The organism is Bosea vaviloviae (assembly GCF_001741865.1).
GTDB lineage: Bacteria > Pseudomonadota > Alphaproteobacteria > Rhizobiales > Beijerinckiaceae > Allobosea > Allobosea vaviloviae.
The window spans coordinates 4,364,405-4,381,761 of record NZ_CP017147.1 but is presented as its reverse complement, the minus strand read 5'-3'; the positions used below and the strand labels follow the sequence as shown (position 1 = coordinate 4,381,761).

Genomic DNA, 17,357 nt, shown 5'->3' with positions numbered 1-17,357 from the left:
GCCCTTCAGTTGGCTGGCGCCGACGCCGCCGGGCGGCGCGCCAGAGCTTCGGTGGCGAGGAAATAGGCCGGCTTGCGTGTTGGCAAGGTGACATCGCGTGAATGCGCCAGCCATGTCTCGGGCAGGTAGTATAGTGGCACGACATAGAAGCCCGAGAGCAGCGCCCGATCGAGTACGCGTACGGCCGCGACGAAATCCTCGCGTTCGCGCGCTGCCAGAAGCGCCTGCAGGGCAGCATCGACGGTCGGCGATTTCACGCCGGCATAATTCAGCGCGCCCTTGCGGTCGGCATTGGCCGAGCCCCAGCGGCCAACCTGTTCGTTACCGGGCGAGGCGGAGGCCGGCCATGTCCACTGGATCATGTCGAAATCGAAGGCCGACAGCCTGCGCCAGTACTGCACATCGTCGATCAGCCTGACACTGACACCGACGCCGAGACGCCCGAGCGAAGCGGCATAGTTCAGTGCGAGCCGCTCCTGCGGCCGGTTGGTGACGGTGATCTCGAAGGCGAGTGGCTCCGCCGTCCTGGTATTGCGCAGAACCCCATCCTGGAGCTCGTATCCCGCGGCCTTCAGCAGATCGAGCGCCTTGCGGGCCTGTTCGCGATCGCGGCCCGAGCCGTCACTCGCAGCCGGCACCCAGCTCCCGGCGAGAATATCGTCGCGCACGCTGCCCGGAAACGCAGCCAGCAAGGTTTTCTCCCGCGAATCGGCGGGGACACCGAGCGCCGACAACTCCGAATCGGAGAAGAAGCTGCCGGCGCGGCGATAGACGCCGTGGAACAGGTTGCGGTTGACCCATTCGAAATCGAACATGATGCCGAGCGCTTCGCGGACGCGAACATCGGCGAAGCCTGGCCGGCGCGTGTTGAAGACGAGCCCGGTCATGCCCTTGGGGGCCTGGAAGCGCAGCGCCTCTCGCACGATGCGGCCGTCGCGCACGGCAGGCACGTCATAGCCAGTCATCCAGCGTGTCGGATCGGGTTCGAGCCGGATGTCGTAGAGGCCTGCCTTGAAGGCCTCGAACAAGGCGTTGGCGTCGCGATAGAAATCGTAGCGGATCTCATCGGCATTGAAGAGGCCGCGCGTCAGCGGGTGGTTCTCGGCCCAGAAATCCTTGCGGCGCTTCAGCGTCAGCGCCTCGCCGGGCCTGACCTCGCTGACGAGATAGGGGCCCGAGCCGAGCGCCGGCTTGAAGCTGGTTTCGCCGAAAGTGTCCGCGTTGGTGGCGTGCCTGGCGAAGATCGGCATCGCGCCGATCACCAATGGCAATTCGCGGTTCGAGCCGTCGCCGAGCTCGAACACGACAGAGCGCGGCGACGGCGCCTCCGCCTTCGTCACGCGGCCGAGGCTGGAGCGGTGGAACGGCTTGCCCTTGGTCTTCAGCATCTCGAAGGTGAAGAGCACGTCGTCGGCGGTAACCGGCGTCCCGTCGGAGAAGCGCGCTCTTTCGTCGATCTCGAAGGCGAGCCGGGTCCGCGCCTCGTTGAGCTCGACGCGGGATGCGAGCAAGCCATAGGCGGTGAAGGGTTCGTCGGCTGAGCGATACAGCAGGCTCTGCTGGACGTAGCGCGGCACGGCGTCGGGCGCGACGCCGAGCACGACCAGCGGATTCAGGCTGTCGAATGTGCCCTGCAAGCCAAAGACGATGCGCCCGCCCTTGGGTGCGTCAGGGTCGGCATAGGGCAGATGACTGAAGCCCGGCGGCAGGGCCGGCTCGCCATGCATCGCGATGGCATGGGCAGAGGAGGGCGATTCGGCATGCGAATGCGCGCCCATCGCCAGGATGAGCGTCAATGCAGAGAAGATTGCTTTGGCCGCAGCGCGCAATGCTGAGCGGCCCATGCGAGGCGAAGACATCGTCAAACCTGATTCCCGTGCGTGAGGATAACACGGCAACTTCGCAGTCACGCAGCTATTCGGACTGGAATCCTGTAACGGAACTCGCTAAAGGCGACGCTAGGTGTCATGCAAACGCCTCAATCACCCCTGATGTGCTCGGCTTGCGGTGGCTGGCGCTGATATGCGATTGGGCTGTCGATGGTGGCGCGCGCGGCTTGCGAAGTCGTGGTCCCGAATTCGCAGATTAAGGAATGACAGATGTCCGCTTCGTTTAGCTTGTCCTCGCGCGTTCTGGGCGCCGCCCTCAGCGTAGCGCTGGGTCTCGGCCCCGTCGCCGCCTTTGCCCAGGCCCCGGCACAGCGCCCGGCGCAGCGCCCGGCGCAGCCTGCTCAACCGGCTCAGCAGCCCGCCGCTCCCCAGGGCGGACAGGCCGCAGCCGGCCCGACCGTCGTTCAGGTCAAGCCCGAGCCCTCGCAGACCAACTGGACCAAGGTCTGCGGCAAGGACCAGGCTGCCAACAAGGAAATCTGCTACACCACGCGCGATTTCGTCTCCGACCAGGGCCAGCCGGTGCTCGCGGTTGCCGTCTATGACGTCAAGGGCGATCCCAACAAGATCGTGCGCTTCCTGATGCCGCTCGGCCTGCTGCTGCAGCCCGGTATCCGCTTCGGCGTCGATACCGCGCAGCCCACCCCGGGCCGCTATGCGATCTGCTTCCCGAACGGCTGCTTCGCCGAGGCGCAGGTCAAGGACGACTTCATCAACGCGATGAAGAAGGGCACCAATCTCAGCATCAGCGTCCAGAACCAGGGCGCGCGCGAGGTCTCCTTCTCCATTCCGCTCTCCGATTTCGCCAAGGGTTTCGACGGCGCGCCGATCGATCCCAAGGTGCTCGAGGACCAGCAGAAGGCCTTGCAGGACGAGTTGGCCAAGCGTCAGGAAGAGCTGCGCCAGCGTCTTGGCGGCAGCGGCGCCAACGCCACTCCCGGCGTCCCGGGAGCTGCGCCTGCCGTGCCGGGAGGGCTTTCGGCCCCGGGCACCGCGCCGGCTCCGGGAACTGCTCCCAAGCCCTGATAGTCCCAAGCCCCGATGGGCGGGAGACGACGTCACAAGGAAAAGGCCGGTCCCGAGAGGGACCGGCCTTTTTCATGGTCGCCGGCCTTTCCATGACTGCATGGATGCAGGCTTCTGTGCGTCGAGGGCCGGCCTCAGTTCAATCCGGCGCGATCGATCTGGTATTGCCCTTTGCGATCGCGGCGGAAAAATTCCTTGGCTTGCGGGTGGCGGATCGGCCGCCCCGACTCGTCGATCACGAGGTTCTGCTCCGAGACATAGGCGACGTATTCCGTCTCCTCATTCTCGGCGAAGAGGTGGTAGAAAGGCTGGTCCTTCGACGGGCGCAGATTCTCCGGGATCGCCAGCCACCATTCGTCCGAGTTGGCGAAAACGGGGTCGACGTCGAAGATCACGCCACGGAACGGATAGACGCGGTGCTTGACCACCTGTCCGATCCTGAATTTCGCCGAACGTGCTTGCATTGTAGGCTTTGGTCCATGCTGGAGCGGGTAGACGGAAGAGGTGCCCGGCTAAAATATTGTCAGGCGCTTGCTTGAGGATTGCGTCGCAAATACGTCAAAATCAATAAGTCCCACCTGAAATTAGTGATTATAACCCATAGCGTTCCGCAAGTGCCGGGTCGCGCCCCGCGACCTGTTTAGCCAGATCGACGATGACCTTGGCCTGTTTCCAGGTGGCGTCATCCTGCATCTTGCCGTCGATCATCACAGCGCCGGAGCCGTCCGGCATCGCCTCCAGGATGCGCTTGGCGAAAGCGACGTCGGCGGGATCCGGGCTGAAGACGCGCTTGGCGATCTCGATCTGCGAGGGATGCAATGTCCAGGCGCCCGAGCAACCGAGCAGGAAGGCGTTGCGAAACTGCGCCTCGCAGGCGGCCGTATCGGCGAAGTCGCCAAAGGGCCCGTAGAATGGCTTGATGCCGGCCGCCGCACAGGCATCGACCATCTTGGCGAGCGTATAGTGCCAGAGATCCTGCTGAGCGACGGCGCGCGCGGCGCCATCCGGAGTGGGGTCCGCGATGACCTTGTATTCTGGGTGGCCGCCGCCGACGCGCGTCGTCTTCATTGCGCGCGAGGCCGCGAGATCGGCCGGCCCCAGGCTCATCCCATGCATGCGCGGGGAGGCGGTTGCGATCGTATCGACATTCTTCACCCCCTCGGCGGTTTCGAGGATGGCGTGGATCATGATCGGCTTGGGCAGGCTGTGCCGGGCTTCGAACTGGGCCAGCAGCTGGTCGACATAATGGATGTCCCATGGCCCCTCGACCTTGGGCACCATCACGACATCGAGCTTGCCGCCGATCTCCGCCATGATCGCGGTGATATCGTCGAGGAACCAGGGCGAATTCAGCGCGTTCACCCGCGTCCACAGTCCGGTCTTGCCGAAATCGACGGCCTTGCCCATCGCGATGAAGCCGTCGCGCGCCGCCTGCTTGGCCTCGACCGGAATCGCATCCTCCAGATTGCCGAGCACGATATCGACCTGGCCCGCGAGCTCACCGACCTTGGCACGCACCTTTTCCAGATGCGGCGGCACGAAATGGATCATCCGCTCCAGTCTCAGCGGGAGCTCGCGGAACGGCTCCGGCGCGCCGATGGCGAGCGGACGGAAGAACTGGCGCGGCGTCCTGACGGTCATGGCGAGGCTCCATGGTGCAATGCCGCAATGTGACGAAGGCCGCCAATCCCGTCTATCGTCCATTATGCGGGCAGGGCGAGGCGGAGATTTGATGCCTAGGAAATATTGCCTAGCAGTCTTGTTAGGTCTAGATTCCCAGGAATAATACCCTTGCCCGGCGATGGCTGATTGTCGGCACGGCGTAAACGCGCTTGCTCCCTTGTACGAAGCGACTAAACGGCAGGGACCGCCGTCATTTCGGCTCTCATCAAAGAGTTAGAGCAGGATCGATGCGAAAAACCGGTGCCCACTTTTTCGCATCCTGCTCTAGGCGCGGGCCACCGCACCGCCTCAGGTAGCTCCCATCCGCATGGCCGATCTCGCCGGTATCTTCAATCTCGTCGCCCCCTTTTTCGGGTTGATCCTGCTCGGCTTCGTCATCGGGCGTTACAAGCGATTGCCGGAGGCGGGGCTCGCCTGGCTGCAGTTCTTCCTGATCTATGTCGCGCTGCCGCCGCTGTTCTACCGGCTGATCGCCGACAAGCCGCTGAGCGAACTCAGCAATTGGCGCTTCGTCATCGCCACGACGCTGTCGACCTTCTGCGCGTTTGCCCTGTCTTTCGCGATCGGGATGAAATTCACCCGCCGCGACATACCCCAGTCGGTCATGCAGGGAGTGGCCGGGTCCTACTCCAATATCGGCTATATGGGCCCGCCATTGATCCTGGCAGCGCTCGGTCCGGCCTCGAGCGCGCCGCTGGTGCTCGTCTTTGTCTTCGACAGCATCCTGCTGTTCTCACTGGTCCCCTTCCTGATGGCGATCGCCGGTGTCGAAAAGAAGAGCCTGCTCGCCACCACGGGCGAGATCGTCTGGAAGGTCCTGACCCATCCCTTCAACCTCGCCACCGCAGCAGGTGTGATCGCGGCCTTCACCCATCTCGAATTGCCGACGGCGATCGACAAGATGACGCTTTGGCTCTCGCAGGCGGCCGCGCCCTGCGCGCTCTTCCTGCTCGGGGTCACGGTGGCGCTGCGGCCGATGAAGGCGATGCCCGGCGAGGTGCCGCTGCTAGTGCTGGTCAAGCTCGTGCTGCATCCGCTGCTGGTCTGGGTGCTGCTCTCGGTCATCGCCGATGTGCCCGACCAATGGATCTTCGCCGCCATCATCATGGCTGCGCTGCCGCCGGCGCTGAACATCTTCGTGATCTCGACGCAGTACAAGGTCGGCGTCGAGCGCGCCTCGGCCTGCATCCTGGTCGGCACCATCGTGTCGATGGGCACGTTGACGGGCTTCCTGTGGCTGGTGAAGACGGGCAGGATGGCCGCCGACCTGTTCCCCTGAGCGCGTGGCCCGGCCGCCGCCGAAGCGAGGCGCCGATGCTGCCGCTGGACGATCTGCTGGTTCTGGACTTCTCGACGCTGCTGCCGGGACCGCTGGCGAGCCTATTCCTGTCCGAGGCAGGCGCGCAGGTGATCAAGATCGAGCGCCCGGGCGGCGAGGATATGCGCCGCTTTCCGCCGCGCTTCGGCGAGACCTCCGCCCCTTTCGCCGTGCTCAACCGCGGCAAGCCAAGCCTCGAGATCGACCTCAAGGCCGCGGATGCCCTGGCGCGCCTGACGCCGCTGATCACGCGCGCCGATATCCTGATCGAGCAGTTCCGGCCCGGCGTGATGGAGCGGCTCGGCTTCGGTTTTGAGGCGTTGAAGCTGCTCAATCCACGCCTGATCTATTGTTCGATCAGTGGCTTCGGCCAGACCGGCCCGCGCGCGCAGGAAGCCGGCCACGACATCAATTACCAGGCTATCGGCGGGCTGCTCGGCCAGTCGCTGAAGCGCGGCGCGCCCGCGCCACTGCCGCCTGCGCTCGTCGCCGATATCGGCGGCGGCACCATGCCGGCCGTGCTCAACATCCTGCTCGCCCTGCGCCAGCGCGAGCGCAGCGGCGAAGGCTGCCATCTCGACATCGCCATGTCGGACGCGATGCCGGCCTTCGCCTGGTACGGCATGGCGCAAGGCCAGGCGGCCGGGCGCTATCCCGCCGGCGGGGAGGGCCTCTTGACCGGGGCAAGCCCGCGCTATGGGCTCTATGCCACTCAGGACGGCTGGTTTCTCGCGGTCGGCGCGCTGGAGCCGAAATTCTGGGACGGCTTCTGCGAGGCGATCGCTCTTGAAGAGCGCTTGCGCGACGACAGAACCGATCCGGCCGCCACCAAAGCCGCCATCGAAGCGATCATCGCATCAGCCCCCGCCGCGCATTGGCGCGATCTGCTGGAGCCGCTCGATTGTTGCTGCACGGTCGTGCGCACGCTGGAGGAGGCCGTCACGGACCCGCATCTGACCGCGCGCGGCCTGCTTGATGCGCAGGCCGAGGAGCCGGGCGGACGGCGCCTCGTTTCGACGCCGCTGCCGCTCGCGCCGGTCTTTCGCGATCAGGCCCAGGCCTTGCGCAAGGTTGCCGCCAGCGGCGCGGAAACGGATGAACTGCTCAAGCCCGGCGCAGAGTAGCGCGTTTCAGCGCGCAGTTCCGCCCGCCAGCCCCTGTCGCATGACGAAGCGGCGCAGCGGGCCGATCCGAGATAGCGCCAGAAGCCCGGCGCCGCGCAGCAGATCGGCCGGCATCAGATCGGTCAGCAGCGTGCGGTTCAGGGCATCGACCGCCCCCGTACGCAAGCGCACATCGCTCTGGCGCGCCCGGTCATAGGCCGCCATCACGACATCCTCGCCTGGATCATCCGAGCCGAGCAACGCCTCGCGCAAGGCCATCACATCGCGCAGGCCGAGATTGAGACCCTGCGCGCCGATCGGCGGAAACACATGCGCGGCCTCGCCGATCAGCGCCATGCGGTTGGTTGCGAACCGTGCGACCGACAACCCTCCCATCGGAACGCGCCCGCGCGGGCCGGCAAGGCTCATCGCGCCAAGCAGCGAATGCGTCTGCGTCTCGACCCGGCGGGCGAAGCCGGCATCGTCCAGCGCGGAGACCGCCTCGGCCTCCGCGGGATCCAGCATCCAGACCAGCGATGAGCGTCGGCCGGGCAATGGCACCAGCGTGCAGGGGCCCTTGCGGGTGTGGAACTCGGTCGAGGTCTCGTTATGGTCGCGGCGATGATCGAGGATCGCGGTCAGCGCGACCTGCGGATAGCGCCAGTCGCGCGCGGCAATGCCGGCGGCGCCGCGCACTCGGGACTGGCGACCATCGGCCCCGACGACGAGGCGGGCGCGCAAGGGCGAAAAGCCCTCGCCGGTGAGCGTCACGCCATCCTGATCGGGTACGATCGCCGAGACCAGGCTTTCGACCAGCCGGATGCCGTTATGCTGGCGCGCCGCGCTCACTAACGCCGCCACAAGCTCGGCGTTCTCGACATTCCAGCCGAAAGCCTCGAGCCCGGCCTCCGAGGCCCTGAATTCGACCGGCGGCTGGCGGAACAGGCTGCCGGTGTCGTCGACAAGCCGCATCACTTCGAGCGGAGCGGCCTTGCCGATGAGCGCATCGGTCAGCCCGAGCTCGGCCAGGAGCCGCCAGGAGCCGTCGAGCAAGGCCACGGTCCGCCCGTCATGTGGTGCGGTGAGGGGGCCGAGCACGGCGACGCGCCGCCCGTCCTTGGCCAGCGCAAGCGCCGCAGTGAGGCCGACGGCCCCGGCGCCTACTATCGCGATATCGACCAAATTGTCCTGCGAAGAGCTCATGCTCTGTCGCTAGCCGAAGCGGGCGGGCTTGGCCACCGGCCGCTGCGTCGCAGCTCAGGCATTGCGGAAGGCGACGAGCGGCTCGCGGATGCCCTCATGCAGCAATACGCGCCGCACGGCCAGGGTCGCGCCGCTGATCTCGACGATCGCGCCATGATGCTTCGCCTTGTCGATCACCGCCTTCAAGGCCACCGCCGCGCTCGAATCGGCGAAAGGTACGCCCGAGAGATCGAGCACGATCCGCTCCGGATAGCTCCCGATCCGGTCGAGCACGGTGATGACCTGCGTGCTCGCGCCGAAGAACAATGGCCCGCTGATCTTGTAGTGGAAGACGTCGCCATTGTGCTGGCCCGCGACACCCGTATCGGCCTCATCCTCCTCGGAGGCGGCCTCCATGCCGGCCTCGACCGTCACGACCTGCGCCATGCGGTGCATGAAGATCAATGAGCCGAGCACGACGCCGACGCCGATACCCACCATCAGATCCTCGAACATCACCAGCAGGAAGGTCGCGAGCAGAACGACGGCGTCGGCGCGCGAATGCTTCAGGATCGCGGCGAAGGCCGCCTTCTCCGCCATGTTCCAGGAGACGACGGCAAGCACGCCCGCCAGCGCAGCGAGCGGGATATAGGTCGCCAATGGCGCGGCGATCAGCATGAACAGCAGTATGAACAGCGCGTGTAGCATGCCGGCGACCGGCGTGACGCCGCCGGCCCGCACATTGGTCGCCGTGCGCGCGATGGTGCCGGTGACGCAGATGCCGCCAAACAGCGAGGACGCCATGTTGGCGACCCCTTGAGCGACCAATTCCATGTTCGAGCGATGCCGGCGCCCGGTCATCCCGTCCGCGACCACGGCCGAGAGCAGCGATTCGATGCCTCCCAGCGCCGCGATCGAGAGCGCGGCGGGCAGAATTGCGATCAGCTTGTCGCGGGTAAAGCCAGGCCAGTGCGGGGCGGGCAGGGCGCTCGGGATGCCGCCGAAGCGCGTGCCGATCGTCTCAACCGACAGCTTCAGCAGGAAGACCAGCGCAGCTGTCGCTGCGACTGCGATCAAGAGCCCGGGCCATCTCGGCCGAATGCGCTTGAGACCCAGGATGATGCCGATGGTGAGCAGCGAGAGCGCCAGGGCCGCGGGATTGAGCGTGCCGAGCGCGCCGATGAGCGCCTCCAGCTTGGGCAGCAGCGCCGCCGGCTCCTTGCCCGGCAGCGTCAGCCCGAGCAGGTCGCGGATCTGGCTGGCGAAGATGATGATGGCGATCCCGGTGGTGAAGCCCACCAGCACCGGATGCGGGATGTAGCGGATATAGGTGCCGAGCCTCAGCAACCCGATGGCGATCAGGAGCGCGCCCGCGATCAGCGTCGCCAGTAGCAGCCCATCGAAGCCATGCTGATCGATCGTCGCCGCGATCAGGACGATGAAGGCTCCCGCCGGCCCGCCAATCTGATAACGGCTGCCACCCAGCGCCGAAACGAAGAAGCCGCCGACGATGGCCGTGAACAGGCCCGCCGCCGGTGTTGCTCCGCTGGCGATGGCGATCGCCATGGAAAGCGGCAGAGCAACGATCGCGACAGTGAGCCCGGCCAGCGCATCGGCCTTCAACCGGTCGAAGCCGTAGCCTTCATGCAGCGCCGAAACGAGCTTGGGGGTGAATTGCGTGAGAATATCGGCGTTGCCGCCACGGGCCGTTTGCTCGGTCATGTCACGCGCCCGCCCCGCATGCGCAAGTTTCGCGAGTCCGACTCGGCGCTGCACGCCGGTCCCCCGCGCAGTCCAGCCGTTGCACGGTACGGATGCAAGTCCCTATGGTCCCGTCTTCAAATCAGGGAGTTGGATTCATGGTCAAGGCCATCCGCGTTCACAAGGTCGGCGGCCCCGAAGTGCTGCAATGGGAAGATATCACGCTGCCCCAGCCGGGGCCGGGCGAGGTGTTGGTCACGAACCGGGCCATCGGCCTGAACTTCATCGACACCTATTTCCGCACCGGCCTCTACGCCGTCCCGCAACTGCCCTTCGTACCCGGCAATGAAGGCGCGGGCGAGGTTCTGGCGGTCGGCCCCAATGTCACCGAGTTCAAGGTCGGCGACCGCGTCGCCTATGTCGCGACGCTCGGTTCCTATGCCGAGGAGCGCATCGTCGCGGTCAATTCCGTCGTGGCGCTGCCGGATGCGGTCACCTATGAGGCCGCCGCCAGCATGATGCTGAAGGGCATGACCGCGGAATACCTGCTCCACCGCACCTATAAGGTGAAGCCGGGCGACATCATCCTCGTCCATGCTGCGGCCGGCGGCACCGGGCTGATCCTGTGTCAATGGGGCAAGGCGCTGGGCGCGACCGTGATCGGCACCGTCGGCTCCAAGGAAAAGGCCACGCTCGCCAAGGCGCATGGCGCCGACCACACCATCCTTTATCGCGAGGAGAACTTCCCGGCCCGCGTCAAGGAGATCACCGGCGGCAAGCTCTGCGCGGTGGTCTATGACGGCGTCGGCAAGGACACCTTCCTGCCCTCGCTCGATTGCCTGAGCCCCTTCGGCGTGCTGGCGAGCTTCGGCAATGCGTCGGGCGCCGTCGAGCCCTTCAATCTCGGCCTGCTCGGGCCGAAGGGCTCGCTCTACGTGACCCGGCCGACGCTCTTCACCCATATCGCCAAGCGCGAGACCATGATCGAGATGGCGGCCAATCTGTTCGGCGCGGTCGCGTCGGGCGCCGTCACCGTGCCGGTCAACGCGACTTTCGCGTTGCAGGACGCAGCCAATGCGCATCGCGCGCTTGAAAGCCGCGGCACCACCGGCTCGACCGTCCTGATCCCCTAGATCCGGATGATTTCAGCTGGGATCACAAAGTGATCCCAGCTGAAATCTGAATCCGTCTCTCATCTAAGAATGAGAGCAGGATCAATGCGAAAAACCGGTTCCCACTTTTTCGCATCCTGCTCTTAGGCGAGTCTCAAAGCCGGTGTGAGAAAAATCGAACCGGCTTTGAACCTGTTCGGCCCGGCCTGCGACCAATGAGGGTCAGCACATGCTGATCCTCATTCGGGAGACAGGTCATGAACCGGACCATTCGTTTCGCGGGGCTCGTCTTAGCTTCGCTCACCATTTCGACAGTTGCCATGGCCCAGCAGGGTGGCGGCGGAGGCCGTGGCGGTGACGGCGGCAATGGCGGCAACGGAGGAGGGGGTGGCGATCCCTCTATCCTGCAGGTGCTGCGCGAGGATCACGCCAGGGCCCGCCTGACCCGTGCGGTCGAGATGCGTCGCGCCGGTACGGGCTGCCTCACCCATGTCTGCAACGAACCGCCGCCGCAGCGTCAGCGGCCCGTGCGCCAGGTCGCGGACACCGGCAATGCCTGCGCCGGTGGTGAGGTCTTCGCGGTGCGCGGCCGGGGCGGCCAGATCATCCGCTATTTCTGCGAATATCCGTGAAGGTCCTAAACCGCGACGCCGTGCAGGTCATAAGCGTCGGCCCGCTCGATCTTCACCGTGACGATGTCGCCGGCCCTAAGCGGCCGGCGGCTCGCGACATAGACATTGCCGTCGATCTCGGGCGCGTCCCATTTCGAGCGGCCCTTGGCGACGGTCGGGCCGGCCTCGTCGATGATGACGGAAATGCGCTTGCCGACGCGGTTCTTGACGATGCGCGTGCTGATCTCGGCCTGCGCCTTCATGAAGCGGTGCCAGCGCGCCTCTTTTTCCTCTTCCGGAACCAGAGCGAGGCCCAGATCATTGGCCGGCGCGCCCTTTACAGGCTCGTATTTGAAGCAGCCGACGCGCTCGAGCTTGGCTTCCTTCAGCCAATCGATCAGGAACTGCACATCCTCCTCCGTCTCGCCGGGGAAGCCGACGATGAAGGTCGAGCGGATGGCGAGATCAGGACAGATCTCGCGCCATTTGCGCAGGCGGTCGAGCGTGCGATCCTGATGAGCCGGCCGCTTCATCGCCTTGAGAACATTGGGAGAAGCGTGCTGGAAGGGGATGTCGAGATAAGGTAGGATCAACCCCTCCTGCATCAGGGGGATGACCTCGTCGACATGCGGATACGGGTAGACGTAGTGCATCCGCACCCAGATGCCCATCTGGCCCAATTCACGCGCAAGCTCGAAGAAGCGGGTCCGAACTTCGCGGTCCTGCCACATCGAGGGCGCGTATTTGATGTCGAGGCCATAAGCGCTGGTGTCCTGCGAGATCACCAGCAGTTCCTTGACGCCGGCCTTCACCAGCTTCTCGGCCTCGCGCAGCACCTCGCCGATCGGCCGCGAGACCAGATCTCCGCGCAGCTTCGGGATGATGCAGAAGCTGCAGCGGTTGTTGCAGCCCTCTGAAATTTTCAGATAGGCGTAGTGGCGCGGCGTCAGCTTGATGCCATGGTCAGGGACAAGGTCGACGAAGGGGTCGTGCCGTGGCGGTACCGCCTGGTGCACGGCCGAGACGACGCTCTCATAGGCCTGAGGGCCCGTGATCGCGAGCACGTTCGGGAAGGCATCGCGGATCTGCTCGGGCTCGGCGCCCATGCAGCCGGTGACGATGACCTTGCCGTTTTCCGACATGGCCGCCCCGATCGCCTCCAGCGATTCCGCCTTGGCGCTGTCGAGAAAGCCGCAAGTGTTGACGATCACGAGATCGGCGCCCGCATGTGACTTGCTGAGCTCATAGCCCTCCGAGCGCAGCGAGGTGATGATGCGTTCGGAATCGACCAGGGCCTTGGGGCAGCCCAGCGAAACGAAAGAGATTTTCGGCGCGACGGCGTTCATCGGCAGGCGACTCGACAATTCTGAAAGGAAGCGGCGCGGCATGGCTCGCGCACGGCGCTTCCTTTGAACCGTTTCAGCCTGTTTGGCAAATCTGGAAGGTTATGCCGCGGCTTCCGTCGAAACCGGACGCGCCTCGTCCTGCGTCCAGTCGGTCATCGAACCATCATAGAGCGCGACCTCCTCGCGGCCGAGCACCTCGGACATCACGAACCAGTTCAGCGCCGCCGTGTGGCCGGTGTTGCAATAGGAGATCGCCGGCCCGTTCGGCACGCCGGCAAACAGCGTGGACAGATCGCGGATTGGCTTCAGAGCGCCTGTCCCGGGGTCGAAGGCTGCGGCATAATCGCGCGAGACCGCTCCCGGGATATGCCCGGCACGCGCTGCCTCGGCGGCCTTCTCGCGGCCCTCGAAATAGCTCGCTGAACGCGCATCGACCAGGGTCGCGAGCTTGCTGCGCGAAGCCACGAGGGTCGCATCGGTGTTGCTGCGCAATTGCTGTTGCATCACGACCGGATAGGGATCGGTCGATTTCGGAGCGGATGGCCCGGTTTCGACCGGGCGCTGCGGATCGGCGCTCCAGGCCTTGAAGCCGCCGTCGAGAATGGCCTGCTGGCCGTGACCGATCAGCTTCAGCGTCCAGTAGACCCGCGCGGCGGCGGCAAAGTCGGTCGCGCTGACGCCGGCCGGCACGATGACGACGTCGTCATGCGGCTTGATGCCGAGCCGTCCCGCGAGCGCGGCCAGATGCTCAAGCGACGGCAGCATCCCCGGCGCATTGCCGACCTTGGCGCGCCAGCCATCGGCGGCATAGTCGCTGTGCACGGCGCCGGGAACATGTCCCGCTTCATACGCCGCCTTGCCGCCGCCATCGACCGAGGAACGGATGTCGACGACGACCAGGTTGCTGTCGCCCAGTCGCTGCCCGAGAGCCTCGGGCGTGATCAGTCCGGAGAATTGGGTTTTGCTCATTCGGCCGCCACCTTCTGCAATTCGTCGACCACATCGAGCGTGTAGCTCATCTCAGCTGTCGCCCCGAGCATGATCGAAGCCGAACAGTATTTTTCCTTCGACAATGTGACGGCCCGTTCCGCCTTCGCTTGCGATAGCCCACGCCCGGTGATCTTGTAGGCGAGGTGGATCTTGGTGAACACCTTGGGGTCTTCGGTGGCGCGTTCCGCCTCGACCTCGACCTCGCAACCGGTGACGCTCTCGCGGCCCTTCCGCAGGATCTGCACGACATCGAAGCCGGTGCAGCCGGCCAGCCCGATCAGCAGCATCTCCATCGGCCGGATGCCGATGTTGCGGCCGCCATATTCAGGAGCGCCGTCCATCATCACGGCATGGCCGCTACCGGCCTCGCCCATGAAGGCCATGCCCTCGACCCATTTCGCCCGCGCTTTCATCGTTCGCTCCTATGCAAATCACCAGAGCAGGATGCGAAAAAGTGGGAACCGGTTTTTCGCATTGATCCTGCTCTCACTTTTAGATGAGAGACGGATTCAGATTTCAGATGGAATCACTCTGTGATTCCATCTGAAATCATCCGGCTCTCGCACCTAGGCTAGCGGCTGGTGAAGGCCGAAGCGAGACCGCTCAGGCTGCCGCGAACAGACTGCCATGGGTGATGCGCAAGCGGATGCGCTCGCCGATCGCCGGCGCGACCTGGCTCGCCAGGTCCACGTCGAGGCGCTTCGCCAGCCCCTGGACCGCGACCTCGGCGCGTCGCAGCGGGCCGTTCCGGCGCAGATGCTCGACGACGCCAGGCAGCGCCAGCGGCAGATCGTCGACGATGCGCAGATGCTGCGGCCGGACATAGAGCGCAGCCTGTCCGCCCTGGTTCTGCGACAACCCGCCCAGCACCGGTCGATCGCCGAAAAAGGCCTGGCTGCCGACGACCTTGACCGGGAGCTTGTTCACCTCGCCGAGGAACTCGCAGACAAAGGGCGTCGCCGGATGGTCATAGACATCATCCGCCGAACCGACCTGCTCGATACGGCCGTCATTCAGGATCGCGACCCGGTCGGCGAGTTCCAGCGCCTCCTCCTGGTCATGCGTGACGAAGACGGTGGTATGTCCGGTGCGGCGGTGCAGATCGCGCAGCCAGGCGCGCAGGTCCTTGCGGACCTTGGCGTCGAGCGCCCCGAAAGGCTCGTCGAGCAGCAGCACCCGCGGCTCGATCGCCAGCGCGCGAGCCAGCGCCACGCGCTGGCGTTGGCCGCCCGAAAGCTGGCTCGGATAGCGCTTGTCGAGGCCGGGCAGTTGCACGAGCTCGAGCAGGTCACCGACCCGCTTTCTGATCTCCGCCGGGTCCGGCCGTTCCGCGCGCGGGCGCGACTTCAGGCCGAAGGCGACGTTCTCTCCGACCGTCATGGTCCGGAACAGGGCGTAATGCTGGAAGACGAAGCCGATCCGCCGGTCGCGCAGCGAGAGATCGCGCATATCGGTCTCGCCGAACAGCACGCGGCCCCGATCAGCCTGTTCGAGGCCGGCGATCAAGCGCAGCAGCGTCGTCTTGCCTGAGCCCGAGGGGCCGAGCAAGGCGACGAGTTCGGCAGGCTGGATGTCGAGCGAGACGCCGCGCAAGGCAGCGAACGCGTCGAAGCGCTTCTCGATCGATTCGATGGTGACTGCGACCGACATGCTTGCGTCCTTCATCAATGGCGGCGGCTGGCGGCGATGGAATCCGAGTAGCGCCATTCCAGCAGCGTCTTGAGCGCGAGCGTGACGAGCGCCAGCCCTGCCAGAAGCGAGGCGACGGCAAAGGCCGCTGCGCTCATGTACTCGTTGTAGAGAATCTCGACATGCAGCGGCATGGTGTTGGTCAGCCCCCGGATCTTGCCGGAGACGACCGCAACCGCACCGAACTCGCCCATGGCGCGCGCGTTGCAGAGCAGCACGCCATAGAACAGGCTCCACTTCACATTGGGAAGCGTGATCGTCAGGAAGGTCCGCCAGCCCGAAGCGCCGAGCGTCAGCGCCGCCTCCTCGTCGGCCGAACCAAGCGATTGCATATGCGGAATCAGCTCGCGTGCGACGAAGGGGAAGGTCACGAACACCGTCGCCAGGACGAGACCGGGCAGGGCGAAGACGATCTGCACGTCATTGGCCTTGAGCCAGGCACCGAAATAGCCTTGCGCGCCGAAGAGCAGCACGAAGACGAGGCCCGAGATCACCGGAGACACCGAGAAGGGCAGGTCGATCAGGCTGATCAGCAGGTTCTTGCCGCGAAACTCGAACTTGGCGATCGCCCAGGCGGCTGCGATGCCGACGACGACATTGAAGGGCACGGCGATACCGGCGACCAGCAGGGTGAGATGGATCGCCGCGACCGCATCGGGCTCGGTCACGGCCGCCTTGTAAGCCGTCCAGCCACGCGCACCCGCCTCGACGAAGACCGAGGCCAGCGGCAGCAGCAGGAACAGCGCGAGAAAGGCGAGCGAGACCGCAATCAGCACAGTCTTGACGATAACGCCTTCGCCGCGGATGCGGCGCATATCACGCTTCCGGGCCGTGTCGGTTCGGAATTGGGGCAGAGTTGCATCAGACATCGCCGAACCTCCGGCGGGCCCGCGCCTGGATCAGGTTGACGAAGACGATGAGGGCAAAGGAGATCAACAGCATCAGCATCGCAACGACGGCGGCGCCGGCATAGTCGAATTGCTCCAGGCGGATCACGATCAGCAGGGGCGCGATCTCCGAGACCATCGGCACATTGCCGGCGATGAAGATCACCGAGCCGTATTCGCCGACCGCGCGCGCAAAGGCGAGGACGAAGCCGGTCAGCAACGCCGGATAGATCGGAGGCAGGATCACCGTGAAGATGGTGCGCCAGCGGCCGGCCCCGAGCAGCGCCGCGGCCTCCTCGACATCGGCCTGCATCTCCTCCAGCACCGGCTGCACGGTGCGCACGACGAAGGGCAGGCCGACGAAGATCAGCGCCACCATCACGCCGAGCGGCGTATAGGCGACCTTGATGCCATAGGGCGCCAGCAAGCTGCCGACCCAGCCATTGGGCGCATAGATCGCCGTGAGCGCGATGCCGGCGACCGCCGTCGGCAAGGCGAAGGGCAGGTCAACCGCTGCATCGATGAAACGACGACCCGGAAACTCGTAACGCACCAGCACCCAGGCGAGGATCATGCCGAAGACGGCGTTGACGCAGGCAGCGAACAGAGCTCCCAGAAATGACAAGCGCAGCGCTGCCAGCGTACGCGGCGAGGTTGTCACTGCCCAGATATCGGCCGGGCCGGCGCTCGCCGCCTTCAGCGCCAGCGCCACCAGCGGCACGAGCACGATCAGGGACAAGGCGCTCAGCGTGATGCCGAGCGCGATGCCGAATCCTGGCAGGATGCTCGGTTGCCGCCAAACTGAGGTCGCCGCCGCCAT

At 65.4% G+C, this 17,357-nt stretch carries 16 protein-coding genes; 5 read left to right on the top strand and 11 right to left on the bottom strand.

Annotated elements, in window-relative coordinates:
• Positions 1–5: 5 nt before the first annotated feature.
• Positions 6–1,796, bottom strand: a complete 1,791-nt coding sequence (locus BHK69_RS20030; RefSeq protein WP_244548258.1) for an extracellular solute-binding protein — start codon at positions 1,794–1,796, stop codon at positions 6–8.
• 303 nt (positions 1,797–2,099) lie between these two features.
• On the opposite strand from BHK69_RS20030, the gene BHK69_RS20025 reads away from it, so the two are divergent.
• Positions 2,100–2,915, top strand: coding sequence for an invasion associated locus B family protein (locus BHK69_RS20025; RefSeq protein WP_083269572.1), 816 nt, complete (start codon positions 2,100–2,102; stop codon positions 2,913–2,915).
• A gap of 134 nt (positions 2,916–3,049) precedes the next feature.
• Here BHK69_RS20025 and hspQ read toward each other — a convergent pair whose 3' ends face one another.
• A complete protein-coding gene (hspQ, locus tag BHK69_RS20020) occupies positions 3,050–3,379 on the bottom strand; it encodes a heat shock protein HspQ (protein WP_069691631.1) in 330 nt (109 codons plus the stop codon).
• Positions 3,380–3,506: 127 nt separating this feature from the next.
• The gene (locus BHK69_RS20015; RefSeq protein ID WP_069691630.1) at positions 3,507–4,556 is read right to left on the bottom strand and encodes an HpcH/HpaI aldolase/citrate lyase family protein; all 1,050 of its coding nucleotides are present in this window, start codon (positions 4,554–4,556) and stop codon (positions 3,507–3,509) included.
• 349 nt (positions 4,557–4,905) lie between these two features.
• Here BHK69_RS20015 and BHK69_RS20010 point away from each other — a divergent pair, with 349 nt between their 5' ends.
• On the top strand, positions 4,906–5,877 hold the full coding sequence (locus BHK69_RS20010; RefSeq protein ID WP_069691629.1) for an AEC family transporter: 972 nt from the start codon (positions 4,906–4,908) through the stop codon (positions 5,875–5,877).
• A 35-nt stretch (positions 5,878–5,912) separates the two neighbouring features.
• Entirely contained in the window at positions 5,913–7,040 is a 1,128-nt protein-coding gene (locus BHK69_RS20005; RefSeq protein ID WP_069691628.1) for a CaiB/BaiF CoA transferase family protein, read from the top strand.
• 6 nt (positions 7,041–7,046) lie between these two features.
• Here the strand turns inward: BHK69_RS20005 and BHK69_RS20000 are convergent, their stop codons facing one another.
• On the bottom strand, positions 7,047–8,222 hold the full coding sequence (locus tag BHK69_RS20000) for a UbiH/UbiF family hydroxylase (protein WP_069691627.1): 1,176 nt from the start codon (positions 8,220–8,222) through the stop codon (positions 7,047–7,049).
• A gap of 54 nt (positions 8,223–8,276) precedes the next feature.
• A complete protein-coding gene (locus BHK69_RS19995) occupies positions 8,277–9,923 on the bottom strand; it encodes a SulP family inorganic anion transporter (protein WP_069691626.1) in 1,647 nt (548 codons plus the stop codon).
• 137 nt (positions 9,924–10,060) lie between these two features.
• Here BHK69_RS19995 and BHK69_RS19990 point away from each other — a divergent pair, with 137 nt between their 5' ends.
• The gene (locus BHK69_RS19990; RefSeq protein ID WP_069691625.1) at positions 10,061–11,035 is read left to right on the top strand and encodes a quinone oxidoreductase family protein; all 975 of its coding nucleotides are present in this window, start codon (positions 10,061–10,063) and stop codon (positions 11,033–11,035) included.
• A gap of 236 nt (positions 11,036–11,271) precedes the next feature.
• Entirely contained in the window at positions 11,272–11,646 is a 375-nt protein-coding gene (locus BHK69_RS19985) for a hypothetical protein (RefSeq protein WP_148663513.1), read from the top strand.
• 5 nt (positions 11,647–11,651) lie between these two features.
• On the opposite strand, the gene rimO is transcribed toward BHK69_RS19985, so the two are convergent.
• The 6 genes from rimO to cysT form a co-directional block, all read right to left on the bottom strand.
• Positions 11,652–12,971, bottom strand: coding sequence for a 30S ribosomal protein S12 methylthiotransferase RimO (gene rimO / locus BHK69_RS19980; protein ID WP_069693822.1), 1,320 nt, complete (start codon positions 12,969–12,971; stop codon positions 11,652–11,654).
• Between the two features lie 99 nt (positions 12,972–13,070).
• The gene (locus BHK69_RS19975; protein WP_069691623.1) at positions 13,071–13,940 is read right to left on the bottom strand and encodes a sulfurtransferase; all 870 of its coding nucleotides are present in this window, start codon (positions 13,938–13,940) and stop codon (positions 13,071–13,073) included.
• Positions 13,937–14,374 carry an OsmC family protein gene (locus BHK69_RS19970; protein WP_069691622.1) on the bottom strand — a complete coding sequence of 146 codons (438 nt, stop codon included), beginning with the start codon at positions 14,372–14,374 and terminating at the stop codon, positions 13,937–13,939. Before BHK69_RS19970 ends, BHK69_RS19975 begins: the two co-directional genes overlap by 4 nt.
• 190 nt (positions 14,375–14,564) lie before the next feature.
• Positions 14,565–15,611, bottom strand: coding sequence for a sulfate/molybdate ABC transporter ATP-binding protein (locus BHK69_RS19965; RefSeq protein ID WP_069693821.1), 1,047 nt, complete (start codon positions 15,609–15,611; stop codon positions 14,565–14,567).
• Positions 15,612–15,625: 14 nt separating this feature from the next.
• On the bottom strand, positions 15,626–16,465 hold the full coding sequence (cysW, locus tag BHK69_RS19960) for a sulfate ABC transporter permease subunit CysW (protein ID WP_244548257.1): 840 nt from the start codon (positions 16,463–16,465) through the stop codon (positions 15,626–15,628).
• Between the two features lie 46 nt (positions 16,466–16,511).
• Positions 16,512–17,357 carry a sulfate ABC transporter permease subunit CysT gene (gene cysT / locus BHK69_RS19955; protein ID WP_069691620.1) on the bottom strand — a complete coding sequence of 282 codons (846 nt, stop codon included), beginning with the start codon at positions 17,355–17,357 and terminating at the stop codon, positions 16,512–16,514.